General features: G+C 70.7%; 22 protein-coding genes. 12 read left to right on the forward strand and 10 right to left on the reverse strand.

Annotated elements, in window-relative coordinates; all coding sequences use genetic code 11:
• Window positions 1-146: 146 nt before the first annotated feature.
• On the reverse strand, window positions 147-1,022 hold the full coding sequence (locus SSPS47_RS00515; RefSeq protein ID WP_239064704.1) for a S1 family peptidase: 876 nt from the start codon (window positions 1,020-1,022) through the stop codon (window positions 147-149).
• Between the two features lie 240 nt (window positions 1,023-1,262).
• Entirely contained in the window at window positions 1,263-4,232 is a 2,970-nt protein-coding gene (locus tag SSPS47_RS00520) for a family 16 glycoside hydrolase (protein ID WP_164247584.1), read from the reverse strand.
• Window positions 4,233-4,788: 556 nt separating this feature from the next.
• On the opposite strand from SSPS47_RS00520, the gene SSPS47_RS00525 reads away from it, so the two are divergent.
• Window positions 4,789-5,985 carry a hypothetical protein gene (locus SSPS47_RS00525; protein WP_203557754.1) on the forward strand — a complete coding sequence of 399 codons (1,197 nt, stop codon included), beginning with the start codon at window positions 4,789-4,791 and terminating at the stop codon, window positions 5,983-5,985.
• 194 nt (window positions 5,986-6,179) lie between these two features.
• On the opposite strand, the gene SSPS47_RS00530 is transcribed toward SSPS47_RS00525, so the two are convergent.
• On the reverse strand, window positions 6,180-7,010 hold the full coding sequence (locus SSPS47_RS00530; protein WP_164247588.1) for a phytanoyl-CoA dioxygenase family protein: 831 nt from the start codon (window positions 7,008-7,010) through the stop codon (window positions 6,180-6,182).
• Window positions 7,011-7,128: 118 nt separating this feature from the next.
• Between SSPS47_RS00530 and SSPS47_RS00535 the strand changes: the two genes are divergently transcribed.
• Window positions 7,129-7,995, forward strand: a complete 867-nt coding sequence (locus tag SSPS47_RS00535) for an AraC family transcriptional regulator (RefSeq protein ID WP_164254311.1) — start codon at window positions 7,129-7,131, stop codon at window positions 7,993-7,995.
• Window positions 7,996-8,254: 259 nt separating this feature from the next.
• Window positions 8,255-9,148 (forward strand): aminoglycoside phosphotransferase family protein, encoded by an 894-nt coding sequence (locus SSPS47_RS00540; RefSeq protein ID WP_164247590.1) that lies wholly within the window; start codon window positions 8,255-8,257, stop codon window positions 9,146-9,148.
• A gap of 504 nt (window positions 9,149-9,652) precedes the next feature.
• On the opposite strand, the gene SSPS47_RS00545 is transcribed toward SSPS47_RS00540, so the two are convergent.
• Window positions 9,653-10,150: an NUDIX domain-containing protein gene (locus SSPS47_RS00545; protein WP_239064705.1), complete on the reverse strand. Its 498-nt coding sequence runs from the start codon at window positions 10,148-10,150 to the stop codon at window positions 9,653-9,655.
• Between the two features lie 156 nt (window positions 10,151-10,306).
• Here SSPS47_RS00545 and SSPS47_RS00550 point away from each other — a divergent pair, with 156 nt between their 5' ends.
• From SSPS47_RS00550 to SSPS47_RS00560, 3 genes are all read left to right on the forward strand, one after another.
• Entirely contained in the window at window positions 10,307-10,531 is a 225-nt protein-coding gene (locus SSPS47_RS00550; protein ID WP_164247406.1) for a hypothetical protein, read from the forward strand.
• Between the two features lie 5 nt (window positions 10,532-10,536).
• Window positions 10,537-11,595 carry a hypothetical protein gene (locus SSPS47_RS00555; RefSeq protein WP_164247592.1) on the forward strand — a complete coding sequence of 353 codons (1,059 nt, stop codon included), beginning with the start codon at window positions 10,537-10,539 and terminating at the stop codon, window positions 11,593-11,595.
• A gap of 571 nt (window positions 11,596-12,166) precedes the next feature.
• Window positions 12,167-13,033, forward strand: coding sequence for an NAD-dependent epimerase/dehydratase family protein (locus SSPS47_RS00560; RefSeq protein WP_164247594.1), 867 nt, complete (start codon window positions 12,167-12,169; stop codon window positions 13,031-13,033).
• Between the two features lie 755 nt (window positions 13,034-13,788).
• Here SSPS47_RS00560 and SSPS47_RS00565 read toward each other — a convergent pair.
• The 4 genes from SSPS47_RS00565 to SSPS47_RS00580 form a co-directional block, all read right to left on the reverse strand.
• A complete protein-coding gene (locus SSPS47_RS00565; protein WP_164247596.1) occupies window positions 13,789-14,382 on the reverse strand; it encodes an isochorismatase family protein in 594 nt (197 codons plus the stop codon).
• Window positions 14,383-14,689: 307 nt separating this feature from the next.
• Window positions 14,690-14,839: a hypothetical protein gene (locus SSPS47_RS00570; protein WP_239064706.1), complete on the reverse strand. Its 150-nt coding sequence runs from the start codon at window positions 14,837-14,839 to the stop codon at window positions 14,690-14,692.
• A 723-nt stretch (window positions 14,840-15,562) separates the two neighbouring features.
• Window positions 15,563-16,015 carry an ATP-binding protein gene (locus tag SSPS47_RS00575; RefSeq protein ID WP_239064707.1) on the reverse strand — a complete coding sequence of 151 codons (453 nt, stop codon included), beginning with the start codon at window positions 16,013-16,015 and terminating at the stop codon, window positions 15,563-15,565.
• Window positions 16,016-16,093: 78 nt separating this feature from the next.
• Window positions 16,094-16,444: an STAS domain-containing protein gene (locus SSPS47_RS00580; protein WP_147876015.1), complete on the reverse strand. Its 351-nt coding sequence runs from the start codon at window positions 16,442-16,444 to the stop codon at window positions 16,094-16,096.
• A 272-nt stretch (window positions 16,445-16,716) separates the two neighbouring features.
• Here SSPS47_RS00580 and SSPS47_RS00585 point away from each other — a divergent pair, with 272 nt between their 5' ends.
• Genes SSPS47_RS00585 through SSPS47_RS00595 form a run of 3 tightly spaced genes read left to right on the forward strand, consistent with a single transcriptional unit; the run spans window position 16,717 to window position 19,915 of the window.
• On the forward strand, window positions 16,717-18,369 hold the full coding sequence (locus SSPS47_RS00585) for a PP2C family protein-serine/threonine phosphatase (RefSeq protein WP_164247599.1): 1,653 nt from the start codon (window positions 16,717-16,719) through the stop codon (window positions 18,367-18,369).
• Window positions 18,366-19,520 carry a cobalamin B12-binding domain-containing protein gene (locus SSPS47_RS00590; protein ID WP_164247601.1) on the forward strand — a complete coding sequence of 385 codons (1,155 nt, stop codon included), beginning with the start codon at window positions 18,366-18,368 and terminating at the stop codon, window positions 19,518-19,520. The genes SSPS47_RS00585 and SSPS47_RS00590 overlap by 4 nt, the downstream gene beginning before the upstream one ends.
• Window positions 19,517-19,915, forward strand: a complete 399-nt coding sequence (locus tag SSPS47_RS00595; protein WP_164247603.1) for an STAS domain-containing protein — start codon at window positions 19,517-19,519, stop codon at window positions 19,913-19,915. The genes SSPS47_RS00590 and SSPS47_RS00595 overlap by 4 nt, the downstream gene beginning before the upstream one ends.
• Before the next feature lie 44 nt (window positions 19,916-19,959).
• On the opposite strand, the gene SSPS47_RS00600 is transcribed toward SSPS47_RS00595, so the two are convergent.
• On the reverse strand, window positions 19,960-20,199 hold the full coding sequence (locus tag SSPS47_RS00600; RefSeq protein WP_164247605.1) for a hypothetical protein: 240 nt from the start codon (window positions 20,197-20,199) through the stop codon (window positions 19,960-19,962).
• 98 nt (window positions 20,200-20,297) lie between these two features.
• Here SSPS47_RS00600 and SSPS47_RS00605 point away from each other — a divergent pair, with 98 nt between their 5' ends.
• Window positions 20,298-22,271: an ABC transporter ATP-binding protein gene (locus SSPS47_RS00605; protein WP_203558008.1), complete on the forward strand. Its 1,974-nt coding sequence runs from the start codon at window positions 20,298-20,300 to the stop codon at window positions 22,269-22,271.
• Between the two features lie 68 nt (window positions 22,272-22,339).
• Here the strand turns inward: SSPS47_RS00605 and SSPS47_RS00610 are convergent, their stop codons facing one another.
• Window positions 22,340-22,951: a substrate-binding domain-containing protein gene (locus SSPS47_RS00610; RefSeq protein ID WP_239064708.1), complete on the reverse strand. Its 612-nt coding sequence runs from the start codon at window positions 22,949-22,951 to the stop codon at window positions 22,340-22,342.
• Between SSPS47_RS00610 and SSPS47_RS00620 the strand changes: the two genes are divergently transcribed.
• Both SSPS47_RS00620 and SSPS47_RS00625 read left to right on the forward strand, forming a co-directional pair.
• Complete coding sequence (locus SSPS47_RS00620) at window positions 22,932-23,900, forward strand: extracellular solute-binding protein (protein WP_239064709.1); 969 nt, start codon at window positions 22,932-22,934, stop codon at window positions 23,898-23,900. The two genes, SSPS47_RS00610 and SSPS47_RS00620, sit on opposite strands and share 20 nt — an antisense overlap.
• Window positions 23,901-23,904: 4 nt before the next feature.
• On the forward strand, window positions 23,905-24,888 hold the full coding sequence (locus tag SSPS47_RS00625) for an acetylxylan esterase (protein ID WP_164247609.1): 984 nt from the start codon (window positions 23,905-23,907) through the stop codon (window positions 24,886-24,888).
• Window positions 24,889-24,919: the final 31 nt, after the last annotated feature.

Genomic DNA, 24,919 nt, shown 5'->3' on the forward strand with positions numbered 1-24,919 from the left:
CTGTGACCGGGAAGGTTCACCGGGGTTGAGTAATCAGGGAGGCCTGTCTCCTTGGATGCTCTTTGAGCTGGTGACGCGATTTCAGGATTCCTGAAGCGTGCTCAGTTCTTCCCGTCCGGTCGATCCGTGGGGTGAGCCCGGTGCGATCAGTAGACGGACACGCCGTAGACGGCGAGGGGCTCGACCACCGGTTGGGCGAAGGTGGTGCCACCCGAAGCGCAATTGCCGCTGCCGCCGGAGATCAGGCCGATGGCCCGGGTGCCCGAGAAGACCGGGCCGCCGCTGGAGCCCGGTTCGGCGCAGAGGGTGGTCTGGACCAGGCCGTAGACGATGTCGCCGCCACCGTAGTTGACCGTGGCGTTCAGCGCGGTGACCGTGCCACTGTGTACGCCCGCTGTGGGGGCGCTGCTCATGACCTGCTGTCCGACGGTGGGATTACCGGCGGTGGTGATGTCCTGGTAGGTGCCGTTCTGGAGGGAGACGGAGCCCTCGGCGGCACTCTGGTCCGTGTAGCGGATGAGGGCGTAGTCGTTGCCCGGGAAACTGGAGTTGACGGTGGTGCCGATGCTGGAGACGTCGCCCGTGTTCGTGCAGTGACCCGCGGTCAGGGCGTATTTGATGCCCGCGCTGTCCCGCACGTTGAAACCGACCAGACACCGGATACCACCGGGCAGCTGGATGTACTCGCCTCCGGCGACGTACTTGGTGAGAATTCCGGTGGTGCGGTTGATCTCGGGCGCCCCGGCCGCAGTGGTCGCCGCCTGTGTGAGTGCGGTGAGTTCGCCGGCGTCGACCGTGCTGTCCACGGTGACGACCACCGTGCCGGTCGCCGCGTTCGTGTGCCACGCGCTGCCCCCGATATCCGCACGCGCCAGGGCGGCGTGCGCTGCGGTGAGCTGCGCCGCGGTGGGTCTGCCCGCGCCCGAGTCGGCGGCGGCGCCCGGTGCGGTCAGCGCGGTGGCGGCCAGCAGCCCGGAAGCTACGGCGACCAGTCGTGCGCGAGGGGCGGGAGTACGGTTCACGGAGTCCTCCACCATGTCATGCCTGCATCAATTTCGGTCCGCTCATGCTTCACCGCCAAACGCCGGCCGACAAGGTGGGGATTGAGCCGCCGCACGAGGAGTCCGGCGGTGGGGGCGCGATCGACGCCGCCGAACAGCTCCGGCGGCGTTCGGGGTGCTTCCGTGCGGGCGCGCACACGCTGGTGGCGGAGCCGTCACCATGTATCGGAACGGGTCGGCCACCAGCGGTGATCAGGGTGTTCAGAGACGTTCGATCCAGATGTTGCGGAACCTCGGGTTGTCGCCGGGGTCTCCGTGGTCCTGCAACCGGATGTGGCCCGGTGCCGGGCCCTCGGGCCGGCCCGCACCTGTGGTGCCGTCGATGCTGACGTCGTTGTGCACCGACCTGCCGTTCCAGCGGAGGGTCACGCGGGCGTTCTCCACCTTGTCGCCGTCGCTGTTGAAGCGAGCCGCCCGGAACTCGATGTCGTAGCTCTGCCAAGTGCGCGGCGCGGTCGACGCGTTGACGTCCGGTGCCTTCTGCCGGTAGATCGCGCCGGCATCGTCGTTACGGGGGGTGGCGACCCCGAAGGACTCCAGTACCTGCATTTCGTAGCGCTCCTGGATGTAGACCCCGCTGTTGCCCCGGGCCTGTCCGGTCACCTCCGGGGGGTAGTCCGGCTGGTACCACTCTGCGTGCATCCGGAAGTCGCCGAACTTCTCCTTCGTACGGATGTCCCCGCCGAGCGACTCCACCGAGCCGTCCGCCACGGGCCACTTCGCCGGACCACCGGCGGCCGACTCCCAGGCGTCAAGGTTCCCCCCGTCGAACAGGCTGACGCGCTTCGTCGGAGTGACGGTCAGATTGTCGAGGTTCACATGGCCGTCGTCCTCGGACTCGTAGACGTAGGCGATGGTGTTGGCGCCCTTCCGCAACGGCACCGACTCGACGTGGGTCGCCCATGTGTTCCAAGTGCGTGTGCTGTCCAGCCAGATCTGCTTCCAGCGCTCGCCGTTGACGTACACACTCATCGACCTGGGAACGGGCTCCGGGTCCGAGTTCATCCCGCTGGCGTACCGCAGCGCGAGGTCGTGCCGGCCGGCCTTGTCGGCCCGGACGGCGAAAGTGGTGCGTGCACCCGGTTCCCAGTTGCGGTCGATGAACCCTGCGCCCGAGTAGCCGGAGTGGTTGTCGTTGAACCCGGTCCCGCCGTCCAGCGACGCGGACTCCGCCTCGTACACCGGCGGCGGCTTTGAGCCGTTGGGCAGCCTGTTGAGGCTGTACCACGCCTCGGTGCTCCACAGTTCGGCGCCGGACTCCGCGGCGAACGGACGCGGGGAGTGCAGGTGCACCACCCGGCCGGGCCGCAGGCCGTCCATCTTCAGCGTGACGGTCTTGCGGTCCGCGGAGAGCGTCGCCGAGGTGATGTCGAGGGTCTCCTCGTCGACCTTCGGGCCGCCGTACCTCGGGGTCGCCACGTATCGCCACTGTTCGGCGGTGTACTTCGCCGCCAGGTCTTTCGCGGTCTCCTCGGACAGCGGCTGGGTGTACTCGATCGTGAACCCGCCGTCGACCGCGCGCATGGCGCGCATGTCGAACGCGTCGTCCCCGGTGAGCGAGAGCTTCTGCAGGCCGTGCTTGAGCTTGCCCTGCTGGCCCCAGTTGCCCGAGTCACCAATGCCGCCGGCATAGATCGCCCCGTCCGGACCGAGGCTGATCCGGCTGACGCCGGCCTCCAGACCCTGCGCCATACGGAAGACCGCGCCCTGGTACTCGCCGCCGATCTTCTCCAGATACGCCCGCTGCAGGCCGCCGTAGGTCACGTCACCGAACACCATCTGGCCGGCGAAAGGACCCTTGGGCAGTACGAGGGGATTGCTCGGCGAGTTGGAGATCTCGCCGTGCGGCAGCCAGAGCACGGGCTCGGTCACCGGCTGGCTGTCGTACACGCCGTCGGGGTTCGTGTGGTGGTTGTAGAAGGCGCCCTGCTTGATCCGCACCAGCTTCGATGTCGGCACGTACGCGCCCTGGTTGTCGGTGACGAAGATGTCGCCCTCCGGGCCCCAGCCGAGGCCGTTCGGTGTACGCAGCCCTCCGGCCACGTAGGACACCTTCCCCGTGTCCTTGTTGATCTTGAGGGTGCTGCCGCGGTTGGGCACGAGCTGCGGGTCCCTGGTCGCACCGCCGGGGACCATGGCGATGCCCGTGCTGACGTAGAAGTGCCCCTTCTCGTACAGCAGACCGAAGGCGAACTCGTGGTAGTTGCCGCCGAACGGCCAGGTCGCGATCGTTCGGTACTCGTCGGTGACCTCGTCACCGTCCTTGTCGATAAGGGCGGTCAGGCCGTCCTTATCGGACACGTAGAGGGTGCCGTCCACGTACTTGAGGCCCATCGGCTCCAACAGGCCCTTGGCGACCAGCTTCTTGGTCACCTTCGACGGGTCGGTGGCGCCGGTGACGTTGTCCAGCAGGTACACCTCGCCGAGCTCGCTCTCCCTGCTGCCGCCCCACGTGCTGATCGCCATCCGGCCGTCCGGCAGCCAGTCCATGCCGGTGACCTGCGGCTCGAAGCCGTCGGGACGCAGGTTCGTCAGCGTGTAGTCGGGGTGCACGCCGGCCAGCGGCAGACCGTCCCCCGGAGACTCGTCGACGCCCTCGCACGCCTTGCGTCCCGGTGAGGTGACGCGGGTGACGTCGGCGTCGGTGCTCAGCGCGGAGTTGGGTACGGGCGAGAACCCGGCCGCGCCCGGCGGCTGCCACTCCAGCAGGAGGCGCTGGGTGAAGGCACCGTCCCAGTGGTCGATGCGCAGCGGGTGGAGCCCCTCGGCCAGCTCGATCGAGCCGTCCTTCGACTCGGGGCCGTGCGTGCCACCGTTGTCGATGACCTCCGTGCCGTCGACGATCAGCCGGGACCCGTCGTCGCTGGTGACACGGAAGTTGTGCTTGCCGGACGTCGGGATGCCGAGGTAACCGGTGACCTCGGTGACGAAATTGTCGGTGAGCCCGAAGTCCTCCGAGGTGGTCCAGTCGATCGTCGGCTTCAGCTTGTCGATGTTGGGTGTCTGGCCGGGCTTGAGCGTGCAGAAGTCGTCGAGAGGCACCTGCACGTCGAACACCCGCATGGTCACGCCCGGTTCCTGCGGCGGTATGTCGGGTGGTTCCGCGGCGGCCTGGCCCGGGACGAGCGGCACCAGGAACAGTGCTGAGAAGAGTGCGACGAACGGCCGCATGGGCCTTCCTCCTTGAGCGCCGAGGCAGCCGGCGGTCCAGTGGCTGACGGGCTGCCGTTCTCAGTGAAGGTGAGCCTCCACTGAAAAGGCAACGAGTGGGAAAGCGCTTTCAGCTCGCGACTGAAGAATCTGCGCCCTCCAGCCGCCGCAGCTCGCCCAGTTGTGCACCGGGAGGCTGAAAAACAGGCACAATACCGGCAGTTGGTGACCGGCCTTCATCGAATCGAGGAATGGGAAGCGCTATCTCTCATGGCGAGGACCGGTGAAGGACGACGGCATGACGCCGACCGGGTCCACGCCGCCATGGACGGGGGCCGGCGGAGCTCGTGAGCGCCGGATCATCGTGACGCGCGGCGGCTCCCAGGCATACGTCGTGGCGTCCTGGATCAAGGCGCCGATCGGGTCGACTGGCCACGCCGGCGCCCGAGTAGCCCTTGCCGGCGCCGCCCGCCACCTGTCGGCCGGATCGATCGGCTCACCGGACGGCGAGCCGCCCGGGGGCACTCTGGTGGAAAGCGATCGGCGGGCGGAAACTGCTGGAACGAGTTCGATGCGGGTGGGTGAGGGGGGCGGGGCGGATCGCCGGACCGCCACGGGAGCGGCCGGGCGGGGGCGCGGCGGGCGGGCCAGTGTCGACAGGGGCCGGTGGTTCCCCGAGCGGAGGGGCTACGCCGAGGACACCCGTCGATACGTCCAGAAGCTGCTTGACGAGGGCCGGATCGAGGAGCTGCGGTCGGCGGCCCTCACCGGTACGGCACCGGCCCGCGCACGCCTGGCGGAGCTCTACGCCGAGCAGGGCCGGATCGAGGAGCTGCGCGCACTGGCCGGCACCGGGAACGCGCGCCTGGCACTCCTGCTGACCGGCACACTGGCCGACACGACGGCCGGGCAGGACGACCTCGAAGCGGCGGTCGCCGTGCTGAAGGTGCGCCTGGAGATCCTTGAGAAGGACGCCCTCGACCAGTTGATCGAGCTGCTTCGCGCGCAGGACCTGGTCGAGGAGGCCATCGCCTTCCTCCAGGCGCGCCCGGAAGACAGTGACTACGCCGGTTGGCACCTGCTGGTCCATCTGCTCCTCGTCCAGGGCCGGATCGAGGACGCACGGACGATGGCCGGCGACAGCAGGCGCCCCTACGCCCGCACGCTGGTGACGGGCGTCCTCGCCGAGCAGGGCCGGATCGAGGAGATGCGAGCACTCGCCGCTCCATACCCCCTGGTGGCCCATGCGCTGGTCGGGCAGGGGCGCGTCGACGAGGCAATCGCCTTGCTGCAGGAGCGCGTCGACGCCGACGAGGAGTACGCACACGGCTATCTGATCGATCTGCTGGTGTCACAGGGGCGCGCCGATCAGGCCCTGTCCGCCCTGGAGGCCAAGTCGCACAACCCCTACGACGTGACCTCCACCGGACCTCTCGACGTGGCCCGGCTCCTGGACGAACAGGGCCGCGCCGAGGAGGCGATCAGAATCCTGCGGACCCGTGGGCCCGCGCCTCGACAACTCGCCGCGCTGCTGGCCGGGCAGGGGCGTACCGACGAAGCCGTCAAGGTTCTCGACCGCGCGATGGCCGACGTCAAGCACTCGTCCGTCGTTGAGGAGTTGGCCGAGGTCCAGGCCGACCTGCTCATCGAGCACGGCCGGATCGACGAGCTGCGCGCCCGCGCCGAAACGGGCCACCGGGTATACGCCGTGCGGCTGGCGGCTCATCTGGGGGAGCCCGACCCGTTGACCGGGTGGGCGGTGCCGAGCCACTGAGGGGGGCGAACGCGTCGTCCACACCGCGGACAACTGCCGACACGTCACCGGTGGGCGAGCCGCTTCCGGTTGGCCGCCCGCGCCTTCCCCGGGCAGTCAACCGGGCAGGTCACCGACTTCCCAGGCACGCCCCAGGCCGAGTCCGGAAAGTCCCGCCCGGCCTGCGGGCGGACGGCGCTGCTTCCGGACACGGCCTAGTGACGGAGCTGGGAATTCCGGTTGGCGGGTGCGGCGTCCTCGCCGTCCGGACCGGAGGTGGTCCGCCCCAGGCCCCGGCGGATCGCGATCTCCACGGGTGAGTACGCGCCGTCGGCCCGCTCCAGTTCGTACGGCGCGGCCGGCATCAGCGGCGGCTGGGCCATGAAGCGCGGCCGTGCCCCGTGGTGCGGCTGCGCCGCGTGCACCAGGAACGGATGGCACAGGAAGACGTCACCCGGGGATCCGGTGGCGAGGGTGAGCGGCCGGTGGTCGGATGCCGCTACGAGGTCCGGCGCGATGGCCAGGCCGCTCGCGCCTTCCTCCCCGTACGGCTCCAGCACCTTCGGCACGTCGAGGTGGGAGCCGACCCGGATCCGGGTCGGGGCGTCCTCTTCGCCCACCTCGCTGAACAGGAACAGCATCAGCAGGGCCCGGCCACGTGAGCGGAGGTTGGTGAAGGGCCAGGTCTCCCCCTCCACCGCGTAGCTGCCCTCGATGTGCCAGCCCGCGTCGTCGGGCTCCTCCTCGTGCGGAAAGCGCAGCGGGAAGCTGCCGAGCGAGTAACGCGGCTCCCAGCGCCCGGCGCCGGCCAGCAGGTCGTACGCCCGGTGCAGGGCCGGGGAATTGGGTGCGGCGGCGAACGGTCCCTGTGCCATCCCGCCGACCCAGTGCACGGGCTGCGTCCATGTCTCCGGGCGGTCCGGGTCCGAGCCCGTCTCCCTCCACAGCAGCCGCGCGCAGCTCGCGGCCACGCGGGGCGCGACGGCACCTTCCAGCTTGACGTAGCCGTCGCGGAGGAAGCGGGTCACCAAGGTCGTCTCGTTCATGCCGCCATCGTGCGGCGCCGCACGTCCCGGTCACCCGACACTTGCCGCACCGCTCTTCTCGGGTGCGGCGAGCAGGCCGCGCCTGATTGAATCGATGGTCGGGATCTTGGAGGCGGGCGTGCTGGAGCGGCTCAATCAGGCCATGGAGCACATCGAGCGGCGGCTCGGCGGTTCCATCGACGTGGGCGAGCTGGCGCGGGTCGCGGCCACCTCGGAGTACCACCTGCGGCGGATGTTCTCGGCGCTCGCGGGGATGCCGCTGTCGGAGTACATCAGGCGCCGGCGGCTGACCGTCGCGGGCGCGGAGGTGCTGGCCGGTGAGCGGACGCTGCTGGACATCGCGGTGCGGTACGGATACGGCTCGGGAGAGGCATTCGCGCGGGCGTTCCGCGCGGTGCACGGCGTCGGGCCCGGCGAGGCGCGGCGCACCGGCGCGGCGCTCAGCTCCCAGCCCCGGGTGGCCTTCCGCCTCATCGTCGACGGGAGCAGCAGTATGCGCTACCGCGTCGTACGCAAACGGGAGTTCAGCATCGTCGGGGCGAAGTCCCGGGTACCGCTCGTGCACTCGGGTCCGAACCAGGCGATCATCGATTTCGTCCGCGGGATCGGCGGCCGTGGAAGGGAGCTGCTGGAGAAGCTGTCCGACCAGGAGCCGCACGGCATCCTCTCGGTCTGCGACGACCTCGATCCCAGCCGGGCGGAGGGCACCGACCTCGACTTCTACCTCGGGGTCGTCACCTCGGTGTCCGCGCCGGAGGGCATGGCCACGCTGCCCGTGCCGGGCGGGACATGGGCGGTCTTCACCACCTCGGGGCAGGCGCCGCAGGCGATGCAGGCGCTGTGGCGGACCGTGTTCACCGAGTGGTTCCCGTCGAACCCGTACCGGAGCCGTCCCGGGCCGGAGATCCTTCGTACGCGGACGTCGGCGGACGGCGGCGAGGCGGACGCCGAGCTGTGGCTGCCGGTGGAACGGGAGGCCGATTGACCCCTGCCCGGCCCCAGGTCCTGTCTTCACACTGGTGTCGTTCGCCCGCAGGGCGGGGCTCACGGCGTCCGGTGCGTGCGATCGCAAGACGGAGGATCGCATCCGTACCGGCGTACTCGGGCGAGTCCGGCAACGCGGCGGGCGTGCGTGCCAGGCGTCGTGAGCCAGACGCCAGTTCGAAGACAGGACTAGGTCACAGCGAGTGATGTTCCGGAGAGCGAGAGCCGTTCCGCCTGTCGCCTCAGTACTGTGACTTTGCATGACCGACACCGAGATCGAGATCACCACAGAGCTGGTTCGCGACCTGCTGCGGGAGCAGCATCCAGACCTTGCGGGGCTGGCCATCCGCGAGGTGGCGGGCGGGTGGGGCAACCAAATGTGGCGTCTCGGGGACGAGTTGGCCGTGCGCATGCAGCGCATGGACCCCACCCCGGAGCTCCAGCTCAAGGAGCGGCGGTGGCTGCCCGTGCTGGCTCCGCGCCTTCCGCTCCCGGTGCCGACTCCGGTGCGGTTCGGCGAACCGTCCGAGCGCTTCCCCAAGCACTGGACCGTGATGACGTGGGTTCCCGGCGAACCGCTGGACCACGGCTCGATCAGCCGCGGCGCCCACGCGGCCGACACGCTGGCGGGCTTCCTCCGGGCGCTCCATGCGGAGGCGCCCGCCGACGCCCCGATCGCTGCGGACCGCGGTGCCCATCCCGGGAACTGCACGGACGGCTTCGAGGACTTCCTCCGTGCCGTCGCCCCCGACGACATCGCCGATGTCCGGGCCGTCTGGGACGACGCCGTCGCTGCCCACGCGTGGGAGGGCCCGCCGGTGTGGGTGCACGGCGACCTCCATCCCGCGAACGTCGTCGTCTCGGGCGGAACGCTCTCGGGCATCGTCGACTTCGGTGACATGTTCGCCGGCGACCCGGCGTGGGACCTCGCCGCCGCGTGGGTGCTGCTGCCCGCGGGCACGGCCTCACGGTTCTTCGAAACGTACGCGCGCGCGGACGAGGCGGCGATCCGGCGCGCCCGCGGGCTGGCCGCCATGAAGAGCCTCTTCCTGATGCTGATGGGGCAGAACGGAGATCGGGGCCTTCCCGGCGGCAAGCCGAACTGGGGGCCTCTGGGCCGGGCGGCACTTGATCGCGTCCTGAAGGGCGTCTGACGCGCGCTTCTTTTGACCTTTTCAGCGGTGGCTCCCTGTCCAGGGGGCACCTGCGCACACGTCGTCGGAGAGGCTTTCGGCCTCCCGGCGCCCGTGGACGAGGCGCCCAGCGGGTCGGCCGGCCCGTCGAAGGCGCCAGGCCGGCGGGGCTCGTCGACGGCACCGCGGTCCGGGAGCACCCGTTCCGGGTGTTCGGACACCCGGATGGCGCGGATCACGGAGTCTGGGTGCTGGGCACCCTGCGCGCCGGCCAGGCAGCGGGGCTCCAGCGGATGGAGGCGCATCTGCCCGGTCCCCGCGTCACGCACGGAAGGCCACAGCGGCTCCCCGGTGTGGGACGACGCCCAGGGCGGGTTCGTCGGAATGACCGTCGCCGCGGCATTGTCAGTGGGAACGGACAGGCGCATCTGACGGTCACCGCACCTGGAAACAGGAACAGCACAAGGCCCCCGGCTCCTGACCGCCGAGGAGGGCGGCGGACGGCTTCATACCCATCACGGCCGGCTACCGACCCGAGCCGCCGAGCTCCCGTGTAAGGGCGGCGATACGGGCGTCAAGCGGCTGGACATCTTCCGGAAGACCTTCGAGGAGGTCCCACCAGGCAATGGCTGTGGTCTCCTCGTTGGCCCGGAAGTCGCGGGCCACGGAGCAGCGACCTGTGAACACGGCCAGGTACTCGACTCGCCGGTCGGGCGCCAGGACGAACTTCGCGTATCCGATGAACCGCAACGGTTCGTCGGGCGCCTGCCCGCTCTCCTCCGACAGTTCACGCACCGCCGCCCGGCGAGGTGATTCGCCCTGCTCTATGCACCCGCCGGGCAGTTCCCAGGACCGGCGGTGCCGGTCGAGGACCATGAGGACCCGGCCGTCTCGCCACAGAGCGACCAACGCCGCCGGCAGTGGGGCATCCCCGGGCTCCGCGTCCTCGTCGCCTCGTGTGAACGAGAGCAGGGTGTTCCCGCGGTCATCGGTTGCGAGTGGTGGGTTGCCGGAGTCGACCACGTCCCGATGCTGCCCGGCCCACCCTGGTCGCACTCGTCTTCGGAGTAGTCGCCGGGGACGGCGGGAGGATGTGGAGGGCCTGGACGTTCGAGTACGAGCCCCGCTTCGGCCCGCTGGCTGAGTCGATGTCAGAGCGGTCCCCTAGTGTAATTCGGCATGAGAAAGGTGACTGTCGCCGACGTGATGACCAGAGGTGGCCGCTCCGACGGCCGGGAGCTGGAGATCACCGACGAGCGGCTGACTGTGTGTGAGCTGATCCGGCGGGTCTTCCAGAGGGTGGCCGGTCACAACGCGCGGCCGACCGAGGGGTTCCAGGGCCTGGCCCGGTCCGAGGACGCCGAGGTGACGTCCCGGAAGCCGGTTTCACTGGTGGGGGGCTGAGCGAGATGGGTCTCCCCCACCGCATCGCCGAGGGTGACATCGAGCTCGCGGACAGGACTCTCAACGCTATGGGAGTCAGGGACAGCGGCTATCGGGGCGTCGGCTGGTCGGAGCAGCTGCTGGATCAGCTGCGTCATCTTCCTCCGGAGCGTCGTCGCAGCCTCGCCCTTTCCCTGGTCGAGCGTCACCACCGCCTCGCGGAAGCCTCCGAGTTCCGGGCGAGGACACTGCTGCTGGCAGGGATCCTCGCCGCGGATCTCCCCGAGGACCCGCTGTCCGCCGAGCGGGTCGAGGTGCTCGACGACCTCGGCGCATGTCATTCCTTCTGGTACGGGGAGCACTTCTCGGTTCTGGTGGAGGCGGAGCTGGCCGCCGGCCGTTCCCTCACCCCGGCTGCGATCGCCGCCTTCCGGCGCAGTGGCATGGAGTACGGCTTCCCGGCCGCACCACTCTTCCGCGCCGGTGAGATACCCACCGACCCGGTCCTCAACGTGGGTGAGAAGTGGGCCGAGCACGCTCTGGAGGAGGTGGGGCCCGGTCCCGACGACCCGTGGCGGGCGCTGCTGGCGCACGCCCTCACCGCCACGTCCGTCAAGCCCAGCGCGAAGTGGGACAGGGTGGCTCGGCAGCTCGTCGTGCCGCTGGGCCCCGAGCCGGTGCGGGAGAACGTGGTGTCCTGGCTCGCTCTGGTCGGCGTCCCGCGCACCTTCCGGGTGGAACCCGTGTTCTGCGAGGACCGGAACTTCAACGAGGTCTTCGACCCGTACAACGCCCTCGCGGTGCGTGGCCTTGCCTGGCTGTTGTCCCTGCTGCCACCGCATTCCGACGCGGTTCGTGCGCTCGGGGCGTTGGTGGAGATCTCGCTGGAGAAGGTGCCCGCGCGGGGCCCGCGCAGTGCCAAGGTGGCGTATGCGGCCGCTTTCGCCCTCGGCCGGGTCGAAGGGGCCACCGCGCCGGCCGAACTGGACCGCCTCGCCGCCCGGGTGACGCACAAGGCCACCGCGAAGGCGATCGCCACCGCCCGGGAGGCACACGCGACTGCCCGTGGTCCGGAGGCGCGGTGAGCGAGTTGTCCGTCCGTAGGCGTCTCCCACCAGGCAGCCCGTATGTGCCGGGTGGCGCACACTCCACCGGCGTCGAACCCGTCCGCGGCCCTTGGAGTGGTGATTCCACCGCGCCCCGCCCGCGCGGGGATGGGCCCGCGGTGTCTTGACGGGCCGGGTTTGCTTCAGGCCCCCGGCGCCGTCCCCGAGTGACGCGACCTCCCCGACCGGCCCAGCGGTGGGGGGCCGGACCGCGGCTCGCGTTCGGCGGAGTCGGAGGAGAAGCCGGAGCACGTCGCGAGACCGAAGGCGTCCTCGTCCTTCCGCTGTCCACCGCGGCCCGCCGCACCCATACCGGTGTCGCGCGTGTGGCCGTCGGCGACATCGGTCCCAGCGAGAGGCCTGCCTCGCCCGGAGCGCTCACCGGCACTTCCCGCTGATGCCGGCATGCGCCGATGTCGCCGCTGCCCGGCACCGATGTCCTGAGCGGCATCGCCAATGGCGGAAGAGGTCTTGGATGCCCCTGCGCCGCAGGCCCAAGGTGGGAGGAGCGGCGGACCTCCCACCGCCATCCGAAAGGGCAGTGAGGGCGATGAAGGTCTTCATCACAGGCGGCACCGGCTACATCGGCCGCCCCACCGTCCAGGCTCTGACCCGGCGCGGCATCGAGGTGACGGCGCCGGCACGCAGCACGCACTCCGCGCGGGCCTTGTCCGAGCTTGGCGCCACGCCCGTCGCGGGCGCGCTCACCGACACCGATGTCCTCAGGCAGGCGGCAAGCCGGGCCGAGGGAGTGATCCACCTCGGGGTGGACTACGCCGAGGGCACCTCGGACGTCGACCGTGCCGCGGCGGAGGCGATGCAGGACGGCGCGGCGAGCAGCCCGTACGTGCACACCGGCGGCGCCTGGGTGTACGGCGACACCGATGGGGTCGTGGACGAGGATGCCCCGACGAGCCCGCCGGCCATCACCGCCTGGCCACTGGAGAACGAGAGGCGTGTACTCGCCAGGGCCGCCTCCGGGGAGCATCCCGTGGTGGTGAGGCCCGGGCTGGTCTACGGCCACTCCGCCGGTCTGGTGCAGTCGTTCTTCGTCGATCCGGCACGCGACTCCGGTGCGGTCCCCTGCATCGGGGACGGCTCCAACCACTGGGCCCTGGTCCATGTCGACGACATCGCCGAACTGTTCGTTCTGGCCCTGAACGCCCCGGCCGGTTCCGTCTCCACCGGGGTCAGTGACCAGAACCTCCCGCCGGCGGACGTCGCCCAAGCCCTCAGCCACGCCGCAGGTTGTCCGGGCAAGATCGACTCGGTCATGATCGAGGAGGCCGTACGGCGGATGGGACCGATTGCCGAGGCATTCGCCCTCGACCAGCAACTCACCGGTGCGCGGGCCCGCCGCGAGCTCGGGTGGGCGCCCACCCACCTCGACGCCCTGGCGGAACTCGCCCGGGGCTGAACCTCACGCCCCCGGCCGGACGACACGTTGAGGTGGCCGTCCCACCCCCTCGGCCGGCCTGGGGGTCCCGGGGACCAGTTGCGTCAGTACTGGTCGATCGCCCTTTGTCCCCGCGCGTTCCGGGATGGGCCCGTTGTCGCGATTCGATGAAGCACCGGCTGAACGACGTTCGACGGCGGTGCGATGCAGCGTGGACCAGAGTGTCGGGACCGGGTTCGTGTCGGGGGTCCCGTCGGCCGGCTGTCACCCGGCGAACCTGGCGCTGAGTCGGCCGGGACGCCGGAGATCGGGTCGTCGAACGCCTCGGGCCCGTAGTCGAACATCAGGAGTCGTACGCCGGGGGCGGCACGCTTCGTGAGCCCGGCCGCATAGGGGTCGCCGCGGTGCCGTGGAATCCCGCAGTAGCAGATCAGGCCGGAGAACAGGTCGTAGGGGCCGGGCGCGCCCACCTCGTCGAGTCGGGTGGCACCCCGCCACGGTTACGAACTCGGGCGGGGTGCCACCGCAGTCCCACGGCGGGTTGCCGTCCCGGTAGAAGTCCCCAAGCTCAACGGTTCTGCAGGTACCGGCTCGTACGCCTGGTCGACCGGATCCTTCGCCGCGAACGTCTGTTGGTCGCCCTCGTCATCACCCGATGACACCGGACCCAAAAGGACCGACAGCGGCGAACCAAGCACTGCCAGGATCATGGGCCGGTGTGTCGAAGTCCGCGGCCGACCGGATCATCGACCACCGGGCAGTGCTCGGGAGGGCCGCTATCGCGGTACGGGCGTTTCGCCGGAGACGGCGACGCCTGCCTGGCGGAAGTCGTCCAGGGTCGACGCCGTGGTGTCCGGGGCGACGCCGACGGAGTAGTCCAGGAGTACACGGGCGCGGAACCCGGCCTTGACGGCGTCCAGCGCGGTCGCGCGCACGCAGTGGTCCGTGGCGATGCCCACCACGTCGACGTCCTCCACCCCGCGAGAGCGCAACCAGTCAGCGAGGGCTGTGCCGTGTTCGTCCGCGCCTTCGAAGCCGCTCTTGGAGGCGCTGTGGGCGCCCTTGAAGAAGACGGCGTCGATCCTGCCGTCGGCGACTGCGGGGGCGAAGTGGGGGTGGAACTCTCCGCCTTCGTTTCCTGCCACGCAGTGGACGGGGAAGCTGTCCTTGAAGTCGGGGTTCTCGGAAAAGTGACTTCCGGGGTCGATGTGGTGGTCCCGGGTGGCGACGACGTACTGGTAGTCGCTGCCCCCGCTCCGCCCCACCAGTTCAGCGATCGCCGTGGCGATCCGGGCGCCGCCCGCGACGGGGACGCTGCCTCCTTCACAGAAGTCGTTCTGCACATCCACGACGATCAAGCCTCGGCTCATCACGAACACCCTTCAGCACGACGGTATGAAACAGGGAAAAGGGATGGAAGTCATCCGTCCGGGGTGCCGGGGCCATCAGGCATCGGCACCCCGGAGCGGGGAACAGCTGCTACGGGGCGGGGGTGCGGACCACGGCCGTGTTGTCGCACGGCCCGTCCGCGAGGGCCTTCGGCGCCACCGGCTCGCGCTTGTCGACGCTGAGGTTCCAAGTGATACCGGCCCCTGTCGGGCATCGGGCTGAAACCCGTGGCCACTGCCCCGTACGGACGCAGACTTTCACCGCGGACACCTCGCGGAGCCCGGTCGGTCAGGTCAGGAGTGCGATGCGGATGGCTCGTTCGACGTGGGCGGCGGTGTTGGCGTGTCCTTCGGCGTTGGGGTGGACCAGGGTGGCGCGCTTGCTGATGGGAGCGCAGTTGAGCGCTCTCGTGCGCAGGCGGGAGACAGGGTGTCGCATGGATCCTCCAGGATCGGCAAAAGACGCCCCGGGCCGGAGAATTCCCCAGGGCAGAAGGCACCTCGGCCAAGATCATCCACGCCGCCGGCCGACCCTTTCGACGAATCGGGCCTATGACCCCCGAACGAGCTAAATGATCAGATCTTTCGCGCCGTCACCGGGCACCGTCTGTCAACACACCACCCTGGCGCACTCCTTCAGAAGGTCACTCCGACAGGAGCGCTGGGATCACTTCCGAACACACACCCTGGTGCACTCACGATCACCGCCCGAGCCCGGCCGCGCGGACGGCCGCGGGCACCGGCTGCCGATCATCGTCGTGCCGGGCTCGACCCATGCTGAGCCGATGTCCGACAACGGTGCGCCACCGGGCAGTTCGGACGATGCAGAGCCCGGCGTTGAGCGCAACCACCCGCGACCTTGCGTATCGCCGGGGTTGTGAGGCCACCCTCAATCTCGCTCACGACATCATGAACGGATTCGATGTCTCCGCCGGGCAGGCTCTGGAGTACTGCCGACGTCGAGGGCCTCGACGACGAGGAATGAGCCGTTCGACGCGCTGCCGGGCGTGTGTTCAGGTGTGGGGGTCGTCGCGGTTCGCCCCGGCCGGGCCCGGTCCGGCGGGGATCCATGGCGGACCCGCGCTCGGTCCGCGCCCTGTCCACAGGTGGGTTGGTGTGCTCATGCGCGTTGTCGAGAGGCTGTTGATCGGAGCCTGTCGGCTCAGGAGAGCCTCAGCAGCGCTTCGATCCGCTTGCCCGAGCCCGTCATCGTGACGGCGACACTCTCGGCCAGCCGGCAGACGAGCAGCCAGCCGTATCCGCCGGCGGTGTGTTCACCGGGACGGCGCGTGACGGTGACCGGTGGCTGGTCGCTGGCATCGGCCACCGTGATCCGCAGCCTGTCGTCGGCCAGTTCGGCGACGAAGTCCGTGATACCGCCGCCGTGTCGCAGCGCGTTGGTGACCAGCTCGGAGGTGACGAGCAGCGCGTCGGCGAGCACGACATCGTCGAGAGTGGTCTCGTCTATCGCGCAAAACCCGCTGTGCAGCAGCGCCAGGACGTGCGCCCGCGCCGCTGCCGCGTTCGCCGGCAGGGCCGGGAGCGGCCCGGCCTCCACGGAGTCCGCGCTCGGAGCTCCGCCCTGGGTCTCGTCTTCTGCCTGTTCCGCGTTCACCGTATGCCCCGCCTGCCCCGGCGACCGGTCTTCACGCGGTGGGTTCCGGGATCGTGCGCCGTCCGTCATGTCACAGCTCTACGAGGTCACTGCGGCGTCGAGGGTCGGGGCCATGGTGAAGAAGTCCGAAGTCCCCGTGACTTCGAACAGGCGCAGCACGGTTGGGCCGAGTGGTCCGGCGACCACCATTCGGCGCCCCGCCGCGCGGTGTTCGCGCTGGGCGCCGAGCAGTACGTGCAGTACCGCGGAGTCGGCGAACATCAGCCCGGACAGGTCGACCACCGTCCTCGGGCTGTCCGCCCGGCACGCTTCTGCCAGCGCCTCCTTCAGCTCCCCCGCACTGTCGAAACCGATACCGCCCTTCACCGTCACGATGAAGACGCCCTTGTCGGCGGTTCCTGTGACCGCGCTCTCCGAGTCCTCGAACACCGGGTCAGCTTGCCATGAGCGGTGCCCGACTCCGCAACGGCGGGGGTCGGAAGCGCGCCTCCGGCCGGAGCACCTCAAGGCAGGAATGGTGATTTGCGCCTTTCACGCGCTTTAGGTGTGATTCGTTGGTATTTGCCGTCAAGGTCGGAGGTGCGGGACGGTTCTCAGGGGGCAACCGTTCCATGTCGAGATGAAAGGGGTGACGAGGCCGCACTGCGGACCTCACGAGTGTGGCGACTTCCGCGGAACAACCGACCGATACGGGTGGTGGCATGAAGAGATCCGCTCTCCGTCTGGCGCCGTATCCGGTGCTCGTCGCGGACGGGCACGGCGTCGTGCGCTTCCTCAACGACACCGCATCGGCCCTGCTCCCGCGCGCACGCCCGGGGGCGAACGTGACCCACGCGGTGCCCGCGTGGCTGGCCACCGCGCACCAGAACCTGGCCTCCGTTCCGGTCGGGAGCCGTACGCGTACGGAAGCGGCCGTCACGGCCACCTCCGTAAGCCCCGCCGTCCGCGGTGAGATCGGCGAGCGCAGCTTCGAGGCGCACCCCACCTGCGAGGAGACCGGTGAGGTCGTGTGGTGGCTGGTGGACGACACCGATCACCGGCTGGCCCGCAAGGCGCTGCACATGGAGCGCGAACGGACCGCCTTTCTGGGTGACGCCTCGAACGCGCTTCTGTCGTCGCTCAATCTGGCCCGCTGCACGGCGACGACCGCGAGGCTCGCCGCCGGACACCTCGCCGACGCCGCCCTGGTGATCGAGCCGCCCGCCGGCCGTGGGCTGGCGATGGTCTCGTGCACGCGTGACGGCGAGCCGGTGCGCCGCCAGCTCGGCGTCGAGCCCGACCTCGTCCCCGGCCTGCCCGAGGCCCTCCAGGGTTTCCCGCCGGTGCCCTCACGCTGGATCGACCCCGCCGCCGCGCCCGCCTGGATCGTTCCGGAGGGCTTCGGCACGGTCGGCTCGATAGTGGTGACCCCGCTGCCCGGCCATGGTGTGCCGGCCGGCGCCCTGGTGCTGCTCCGGGGTGCGGATCAGGCGCCGTTCACCGAGAACGAGGAGGTCTTCACCCGGCTGTTCGCGGCCCGTGCGGGGGCCGCGCTCTCCGCGGCCCGGCTGTACGCGGAGCAGAGCTCCATCACCGAGACGCTGATGCGTGAACTGCTGCCGCCGGTGCTGCACAACGTGTCCGGCGTGGAGTTCGCCGGCGCCTACCGGCCCGCGGCCGACAGCGAACGTGTCGGCGGTGACTTCTACGACGTCCACCTCGCGCCCGCCGACGCGGAGGGGCAGGAGTCCCTCGTCATCCTCGGTGACGTGTGCGGCAAGGGTCTGGAGGCCGCCGTGCTCACCGGCAAGATCCGCAACACGCTCCACGCGCTGCTCCCGATGGCCGACGACCACCAGCGGGTGCTGAGCCTGCTCAACGGCGCCCTGCTCAACTCGCACCACACCCGTTTCGCGACCCTCGTCCTCGCCTCGGCCGTACGGCACGCGGGCAGCGTGCGGTTGCGGCTGACCAGCGCCGGCCATCCGGCCCCGCTGATCGTGCGCGGCGACGGACACGTCGAGGAGGCGCGCACTCGCGGCACCCTGGTGGGCGCGCTGCCCGAGGCGACGGCCGTCACGGTGGAGGCCAGTCTCGCGCCCGGTGAGACCTGTGTGCTGTTCACGGACGGCATCACCGAGGCCAGGGGCGGCCCCCTCGGCGGCGACCTGTACGGCGAGGAGCGTCTGCACAGTGCCCTGTCCCAGTGCGCCGGGATGCCGGCCGCGGCTGTGGTGGAGCACATCCAGATGCTGGCCTCCCAGTGGGTGCGCGGTGGACGGCACGACGACATGGCCGTGGTCGCGATCACCGCCCCGCGCAACAACCACCTCAGCGCGGTGGGCGGACGCGGACCGGGCAGGTTCACCGCATGAGTACCTCCCCGCAGCACCCCGTACCGGCCCGCCCGACCCCGTTCGGAGAGGCCGAACTCCGCGGCGCCGTCGAGAAGTTGTGGGAGGCGGTGTCGCGCGGCGACGAATACGCGGCGTACGGCGTCGTCCTGGGCGCCCACGGCCAGGGAGCCGATGACGAGTCCCTCCTGCTCGACGTCATAGGCACCGTCCAGCGCAAGGTGGGCGAGGAGTGGGCCGCGAACCGGATGAGCGTGGCGATGGAGCACGCGGCGACGGCGGTCAACGACCGGATGATCGCCGCCCTCGCGGCGCGCCGCGCTCCGGACCCGGCCCTGGGCCGGCCCGGACGCGTCACCGGCCAGGACGGTCCCGGACGTATCACCGTCGCCTGTGTGGACGGTGAGTGGCACGCGCTTCCCGCCCGGCTGCTCGCCGAGGTGCTGCGGCTGCGCGGCTGGCACGTCGACTACCTCGGTGCCCAGGTGCCCACCCCGCACCTGATCGCCCATGTGCACCGTACGGGCCCGGACGCCGTCGCGCTGTCCAGTTCGCTGGCGACCCGGCTGCCCGCCGCGCACGCCGCCATCACCGCCTGCCAGTCGGTGGGCGTCCCCGTGCTGGTCGGCGGCGCCGCCTTCGGTGAAGACGGCCGTTACGCCCGGCTGCTGGGTGCCGACGCGTGGGCGCCGGACGGCCGCGCCGCGGCGGATCTGCTGGCGAGGCGCCCACTGAAACCGCCGCTCACCGGCCATCAGCCCGTCGACGACCTGCCCCATCTCGTGGACCAGGAGTACACGATGGTGCGGCGGGACAGCAGCCGCCTCGTCAAGGCCGCTCTCGCGGGACTGGAGGACCGTCTCCCCGCCGTGCGGTCCTACACGGACCGCCAGCGCCAACACACGGCGGAGGACCTCGGCCACATCGTCGACTTCCTGGTCGTCGCCCTCTACATGGACTGCGAGCAGTTGTTCACCCGCTTCCTCACCTGGACGGCGGGCATCCTCACCGCCCGCGGCGTCCCCGCGGCCTCCCTGACGCCCACCCTGGACGTCCTCGGGACGGAACTGAAGGAGTTCCCCCGGGCCGGCCGCTTGATCAACCACGCCCGACAGGCGCTGGACCGCTCCGCCGTTCCCGCCGCACGATCCGGATCAGGAGTGCTCCGATGACGACCATTCCGCCCGCCGGCCTGCTGCTGACCGTCTCGCTGACCAATGAGCACACCGTGTGCGTGAGCATCGAGGGCGACCTCGACTACGACAGCTCCCAGCGGCTCCTCGACGAGGCCCGCCGGCAGCTGTCCCGCCACACCGGCACGCGCCATCTGCGCCTGGACTGCTCCCGGTTGGTCACCTGCGACTCCATGGGCCTGGCCACCCTGCTGGCGGTCCACCGGGTCACCGACGCGGCCGGGGTGCGGCTGCATCTCGACGGGCGCCCGGCCTCCCTGGACCGCATCCTGCGGCTGACCGGCACCCTGAGACACCTGACCGACCCGCCGGTCGGCGCCGGGAGCGTTCTCGCCGAGGAACAGCAGGACGTCCCCGGCGGCGAACACTCCTGAGACCGGGCCCGCGCTCAGATACGTGCCGCGGACGTCACGGGACGTCACGTTGCGGTCGCCGACGCGGCGGACGAGGGCGAGAGCGTGGTGGCGCGGCCGGTCTCGCGGGCGGAGCGCCGGCCGTTCGCCCGGCCGGTCCTCTGCCGGATCTCCGAGAACCCGTACCGAGCGGCCGGCTCCCCTCGCCCGCACGGTTCGGCGCGGCGCACCGGTACGGTCGCCGCGCCGGTCGCGCTGGTGCCGGGGGATGTCACCCGCCCGGCCTCCCCCTCCAGGTCGGCCACCGCTCATACGGGACTCGGGAACGGGTCGGGCGGCTCCCGGTAACACGGGCGTGGCTTGACCTGAACGTCGGTTGAGGTTCTACGGTCCTCGCATGAGTATGGAGTCCACAGCCTGGACGCAGTTGCACAACGTCATGAACGCCCGCCCGGAGCGCAGATCGTTCGACCGCGCCACCCTCCGGAGAATCGCCGGCTTTGCCCGGCCGCACCGCCGTCGCATCATCCAGTTCGTCCTGCTCGGGGTCGCCACCGCGCTGCTCGCGGTGGCGACTCCCGTCCTCGCGGGCCGTGTTGTCGACGCGATCGTGTCCGGCGGTGACGAGCGGCTGGTGGTTCAGCTCGCTCTGCTCATCGCGTTCATCGCGGTCGCCGAAGCCGGTCTCGGCCTGCTCGGCCGCCGGCTCTCCGCCACCCTTGGCGAGGGGCTGATCCTGGACTTGCGGATCGCGGTCTTCGACCACGTCCAGCGCATGCCCGTCGCCTTCTTCACCCGCACCCGTACCGGAGCGCTGGTCAGCCGGCTCAACAATGATGTGATCGGTGCACAGCGTGCCTTCAGCAACACGCTCTCCGGTGTCGTCAGCAATGTGGTGACACTGGTGCTGACCCTCGCGGTGATGCTCACACTCTCCTGGCGCATCACGCTCCTCGCGCTCGTGCTGCTGCCCGTGTTCGTGGTGCCCGCGCGCCGGATGGGCTCGCGCATGGCGCGGCTCCAGAGGGAGGCGGCCGACCTGAACGCCTCGATGGGCAACCGGATGACCGAGCGGTTCTCGGCACCGGGCGCGACGCTGATCAAGCTGTTCGGGCGGCCTGCCGACGAATCCGCCGAATTCGCGGCGCGGGCCCGCAGGGTACGGGACATCGGGGTCCGTACGGCCATGGCGCAGTCCACGTTCATCACGGCCCTGACGCTCGTCTCCGCACTGGCCCTGGCGCTCGTCTACGGGCTCGGTGGCTCCTATGCCCTGCGGGGCAGCCTCGACCCCGGCGCGGTGGTCGCGCTCTCCCTGCTTCTCGTGCGCCTCTACGCGCCGCTGACCGCGCTCGCCGGTGCGCGCGTCGAGGTGATGAGCGCCCTCGTCAGCTTCGAGCGGGTCTTCGAAGTCCTCGGTCTCCGGCCCCTGATCGTCGAGCGAGCCGATGCGCGGCGGGTTCCCGACGGGCCGGTCTCCGTCGAGTTCGACGCCGTACGCTTCAGCTATCCCTCCGCAGACAAGGTCTCCCTGGCCTCGCTGGAGGAGGTCGCCTCGCTCGACACCCGGGGCGGCGACGAGGTCCTCCACGGCATCTCGTTCCGCGCCGAGCCCGGCTGGACGGTCGCTCTCGTGGGCTCGTCCGGGGCGGGCAAGTCGACCCTGGCGCAACTGCTCCCCCGGCTCTACGACGTCGACGCGGGCGCCGTCCGCATCGGCGGTGTCGACGTACGCGACCTGTCGGCCACATCGCTGCGCGACACGCTCGGCATGGTGACCCAGGACGGCCACCTCTTCCACGAATCCGTTCGCGCCAACCTGCTGCTCGCCCGGCCCGAGGCCACCGACGAGGAGCTGTGGGACGTCCTGCGCCGGGCCCGCCTCGACGGTCTCGTCCAGTCACTGCCCGACGGCCTCGCCACCGTCGTCGGTGAACGCGGCTACCGGCTCTCCGGCGGCGAACGCCAGCGCATGACCATCGCCCGGCTGCTCCTCGCCCGTCAGCGTGTGGTGATCCTCGACGAGGCGACCGCGCATCTCGACAACACCTCGGAGGCCGCGGTCCAGGCGGCGCTCGCCGAGGCTCTGGAAGGCCGCACCGCCGTCGTGATCGCGCACCGTCTCTCCACCGTGCGGGCCGCCGATCTGATCCTCGTGGTGGAGGACGGCCGGATCGTGGAACGGGGCACACACGAAGGACTTCTGAGTGCGCGGGGGCGCTACGCGGAGCTGTACCGCACGCAGTTCGAGGGCGGGGATGCGGGCGAAGGCGTGACGCACGACGGGAATCCGGGCGAGCCGGCGCGCTGTGACCTCCCGACCCGCGCGGACTTCGGCGCGGGGGTCACCCCGGACGTCGCGCCCGCGGCCGGGTAACTCGCGCACCACCGGCCCGAACAGCCGGAACGCCCGGACCCGGCGGAGCGTCGGCGTCGTCGTCGTCGTCAGCCGGCCTCGACGTCTTCGGCTCCCGCCGCCGCGAGTGCGGGAGCGGTGGACTGGGCCGGAACGGTGGTCGGCGCCGGTGCCGTCGATTCCCTGATCACCAGCCGGGGCCCGATCAGCAGTGACCGTCCGGCCGCCGGGGCCGATTCGATCCGGGCCCGCAGCTGCTGGAAGGTCTCGGCCGCCATCTCCGGAAGCGGCTGGCGGACCGTGGTCAGCGGCGGTTCGAAGAGATCGGCGAGCAGGATGTCGTCGAACCCGACCACCGCGACGTCCCGCCCGGCGCGGAGTCCGACGTCCTTGGCACCACGGCAGATGCCGATCGCACACATGTCGTTGATCGCGACGAAGCCGGTGGGCGGACGCGGCCGCGACAGCAGCTCGCGGGACGCGTTGCGGCCCAGCTCGGCCGCGTCCTTGTCGCCGAACTCGGTGGTGTCCGCGCCGGGCCACACGATCGCGTCGGCCGGGTCGAGGCCCGCCGATTCGAGCGCGGACCGGAAGCCGCGGAGCCGCTCGCGGCGGTTGACGCTGTTCACCGAACCGGAGACGAACGCCAGTCTTCGGTGGCCCAGTTCGATCAGATGGCGCGTGGCGAGCTCCGCGCCCATCGCGTTGTCCACACTGATGCTGGACAGCTACCGCAAGGACCACTTCGCGGAGGCCGGGATCAAGAAGACCCCGGCCAACTGGGCGGAGTTGCGCGCCGTGGCGAAGCAGCTGACGAAGGACGGCCGGCTCGGCTTCGACCCGTTCTCCATCGATCTGCGCCAGTGCTGGGAGACCTTCCTCTTCGCCAACGGCGGCCGGCTGTTCAGCGAGGACGGCAAGAAGGTGCTGTTCACCGAAGCGGGTGGCGTCGAGGCGCTGCAGTTCTTCAAGGACCTGATCAAGGACGGCTCGGCCGACTACGCGAAGAGGACGGACGCCGGCGCCCCCGGGGCGCGGTGGCTGCACGCCGAAGGGACCGGCGGCTACGTCTTCCCGAAGCCGGCCACGCTGCGCGCTCTGCGTGAGGAACGCACCGCGACCTGGCGGGAGATCAACCTCAAGTACGGCACGGACACTCCCGTCACCCGCCCCTATCTGACGCTGTGGCAGGACCACGGGGCGGCACCGGCCGGCGCGAGCTACTTCTGGCTGCAGGCACCGGCCGCGTCCGCCGGGCGCACCAGGCAGTGGGCGGCCGCGCCCCCGGTGGAGCTCGTCTCCGACTCGACGGCGGTACATGCCGTGCGCCGCCGCGCGGACGGCCTGCTCGCCGCGAACTTCTGGACCGCGAACTTCTGGACCGCGGGCGCGTCGCCGTCGCAGGAGCTCGCCGCGGACGGCCCCGCCTCGGTGCTGGTGCGGCCGGAGGGCCGGACCGTCACCGTGGCCCTCTCGGATCCGACGCAGTTGCGCTCCTCGGCGGTCGTGGATCTCGCCCGGCGCGGCCTGACGGTCGCCGCGGCCGACCCCGGTGTACGCGCCACCGCCACCGGGCGGGGCAGCCGGATCACCGCCGACACGGCGAACCTGCACGGCGCGACGCTCAACCTCACCCTGAAGAGGAACTAGACCCTTGCTGTTCGACATGCCCCTGGAGCGGTTGCGCGAGTACCGGCCGCGGCCGGAGGAACCGGCCGACTTCGACGCCTTCTGGGAGAAGACGCTCAGCGAGACGGCCCGTCACGGCCTGGACGCCACGTTCGAGCCGTACGACGCCGGATTCGCGACCGTGGACGTGTTCGACGTGACGTTCCGCGGCTGGGGCGGGCAGCCGGTGAAGGCCTGGCTCATGCTGCCGCGCGTCCGCTCGGGACCGCTGTCGGCCGTGATGCAGTACATCGGCTACAACGGTGGCCGCGGCATCCCGTACTCCTGGCTGACCTGGAGCGCGCTCGGCTACGCCCACCTCGTCATGGACAACCGGGGCCAGGGCGGCGGCAAGAACACCTCGGACACCCCGGACTTCGGCCCGGACGGGCACGGCTCGTCCTCCCCCGGGTTCCTGACCCGGGGCATCGAGGATCCCGCCCGGCACTACTACCGGCGGCTCATCACCGACGCGGTACGGGCCGTCGACGCGGTCAAGGCACACGAGGCCGTGGACTCCTCCAGGGTCGCGGTCCTCGGCGGCAGTCAGGGCGGCGGTCTCGCCCTGGCGGTGGCCGGGCTCCGCGAGGACATGGCGGCAACCGTCGCCGATGTGCCGTTCCTGTGCCACTTCCGGCGCGGATCGCAGATCACGGACGCGGGACCCTACGCGGAGATCGCCCGCTGGCTGTCCGGGCACCGATTCCGGGTCGAGGAGGCGATGAACACCCTGTCGTACTTCGACGGGGTCAACTTCGCGGCGCGGGCCACCGCGCCCGCGTGGTTCTCGGTGGGCCTGATGGACCGGATCCGCCCGTCCTCGACGGTGTACGCGGCCTACCACGCCTACGCCGGTCCGGCCGAGATCGAGGTGTTCCCGTACGACGGCCACGAGGGAGGCGCGGAGTACGACCTGCCGCGCAAGCTCGCGGCGCTGCGCGGTGTGTTCGGTGAGCCGTGTGCGCCGTGAGGTCACTGATCATGGGGCCGACGTGCGCGGG

The sequence above is a fragment of the Streptomyces sp. S4.7 genome (genome assembly GCF_010384365.1).
Lineage (GTDB): Bacteria > Actinomycetota > Actinomycetes > Streptomycetales > Streptomycetaceae > Streptomyces.

Bases quoted from the DNA above. Each gene is read 5' to 3' on its own strand.
- SSPS47_RS00520 (WP_164247584.1), bottom strand. From the start codon at position 4,232: ATGCGGCCGTTCGTCGCACTCTTCTCAGCACTGTTCCTGGTGCCGCTC.
- SSPS47_RS00530 (WP_164247588.1), bottom strand. From the start codon at position 7,010: ATGAACGAGACGACCTTGGTGACCCGCTTCCTCCGCGACGGCTACGTC.
- SSPS47_RS00540 (WP_164247590.1), top strand. From the start codon at position 8,255: ATGACCGACACCGAGATCGAGATCACCACAGAGCTGGTTCGCGACCTG.
- SSPS47_RS00550 (WP_164247406.1), top strand. From the start codon at position 10,307: ATGAGAAAGGTGACTGTCGCCGACGTGATGACCAGAGGTGGCCGCTCC.
- SSPS47_RS00555 (WP_164247592.1), top strand. From the start codon at position 10,537: ATGGGTCTCCCCCACCGCATCGCCGAGGGTGACATCGAGCTCGCGGAC.
- SSPS47_RS00560 (WP_164247594.1), top strand. From the start codon at position 12,167: ATGAAGGTCTTCATCACAGGCGGCACCGGCTACATCGGCCGCCCCACC.
- SSPS47_RS00565 (WP_164247596.1), bottom strand. From the start codon at position 14,382: ATGAGCCGAGGCTTGATCGTCGTGGATGTGCAGAACGACTTCTGTGAA.
- SSPS47_RS00570 (WP_239064706.1), bottom strand. From the start codon at position 14,839: ATGCGACACCCTGTCTCCCGCCTGCGCACGAGAGCGCTCAACTGCGCT.
- SSPS47_RS00585 (WP_164247599.1), top strand. From the start codon at position 16,717: ATGAAGAGATCCGCTCTCCGTCTGGCGCCGTATCCGGTGCTCGTCGCG.
- SSPS47_RS00590 (WP_164247601.1), top strand. From the start codon at position 18,366: ATGAGTACCTCCCCGCAGCACCCCGTACCGGCCCGCCCGACCCCGTTC.
- SSPS47_RS00595 (WP_164247603.1), top strand. From the start codon at position 19,517: ATGACGACCATTCCGCCCGCCGGCCTGCTGCTGACCGTCTCGCTGACC.
- SSPS47_RS00605 (WP_203558008.1), top strand. From the start codon at position 20,298: ATGGAGTCCACAGCCTGGACGCAGTTGCACAACGTCATGAACGCCCGC.
- SSPS47_RS00610 (WP_239064708.1), bottom strand. From the start codon at position 22,951: ATGGGCGCGGAGCTCGCCACGCGCCATCTGATCGAACTGGGCCACCGA.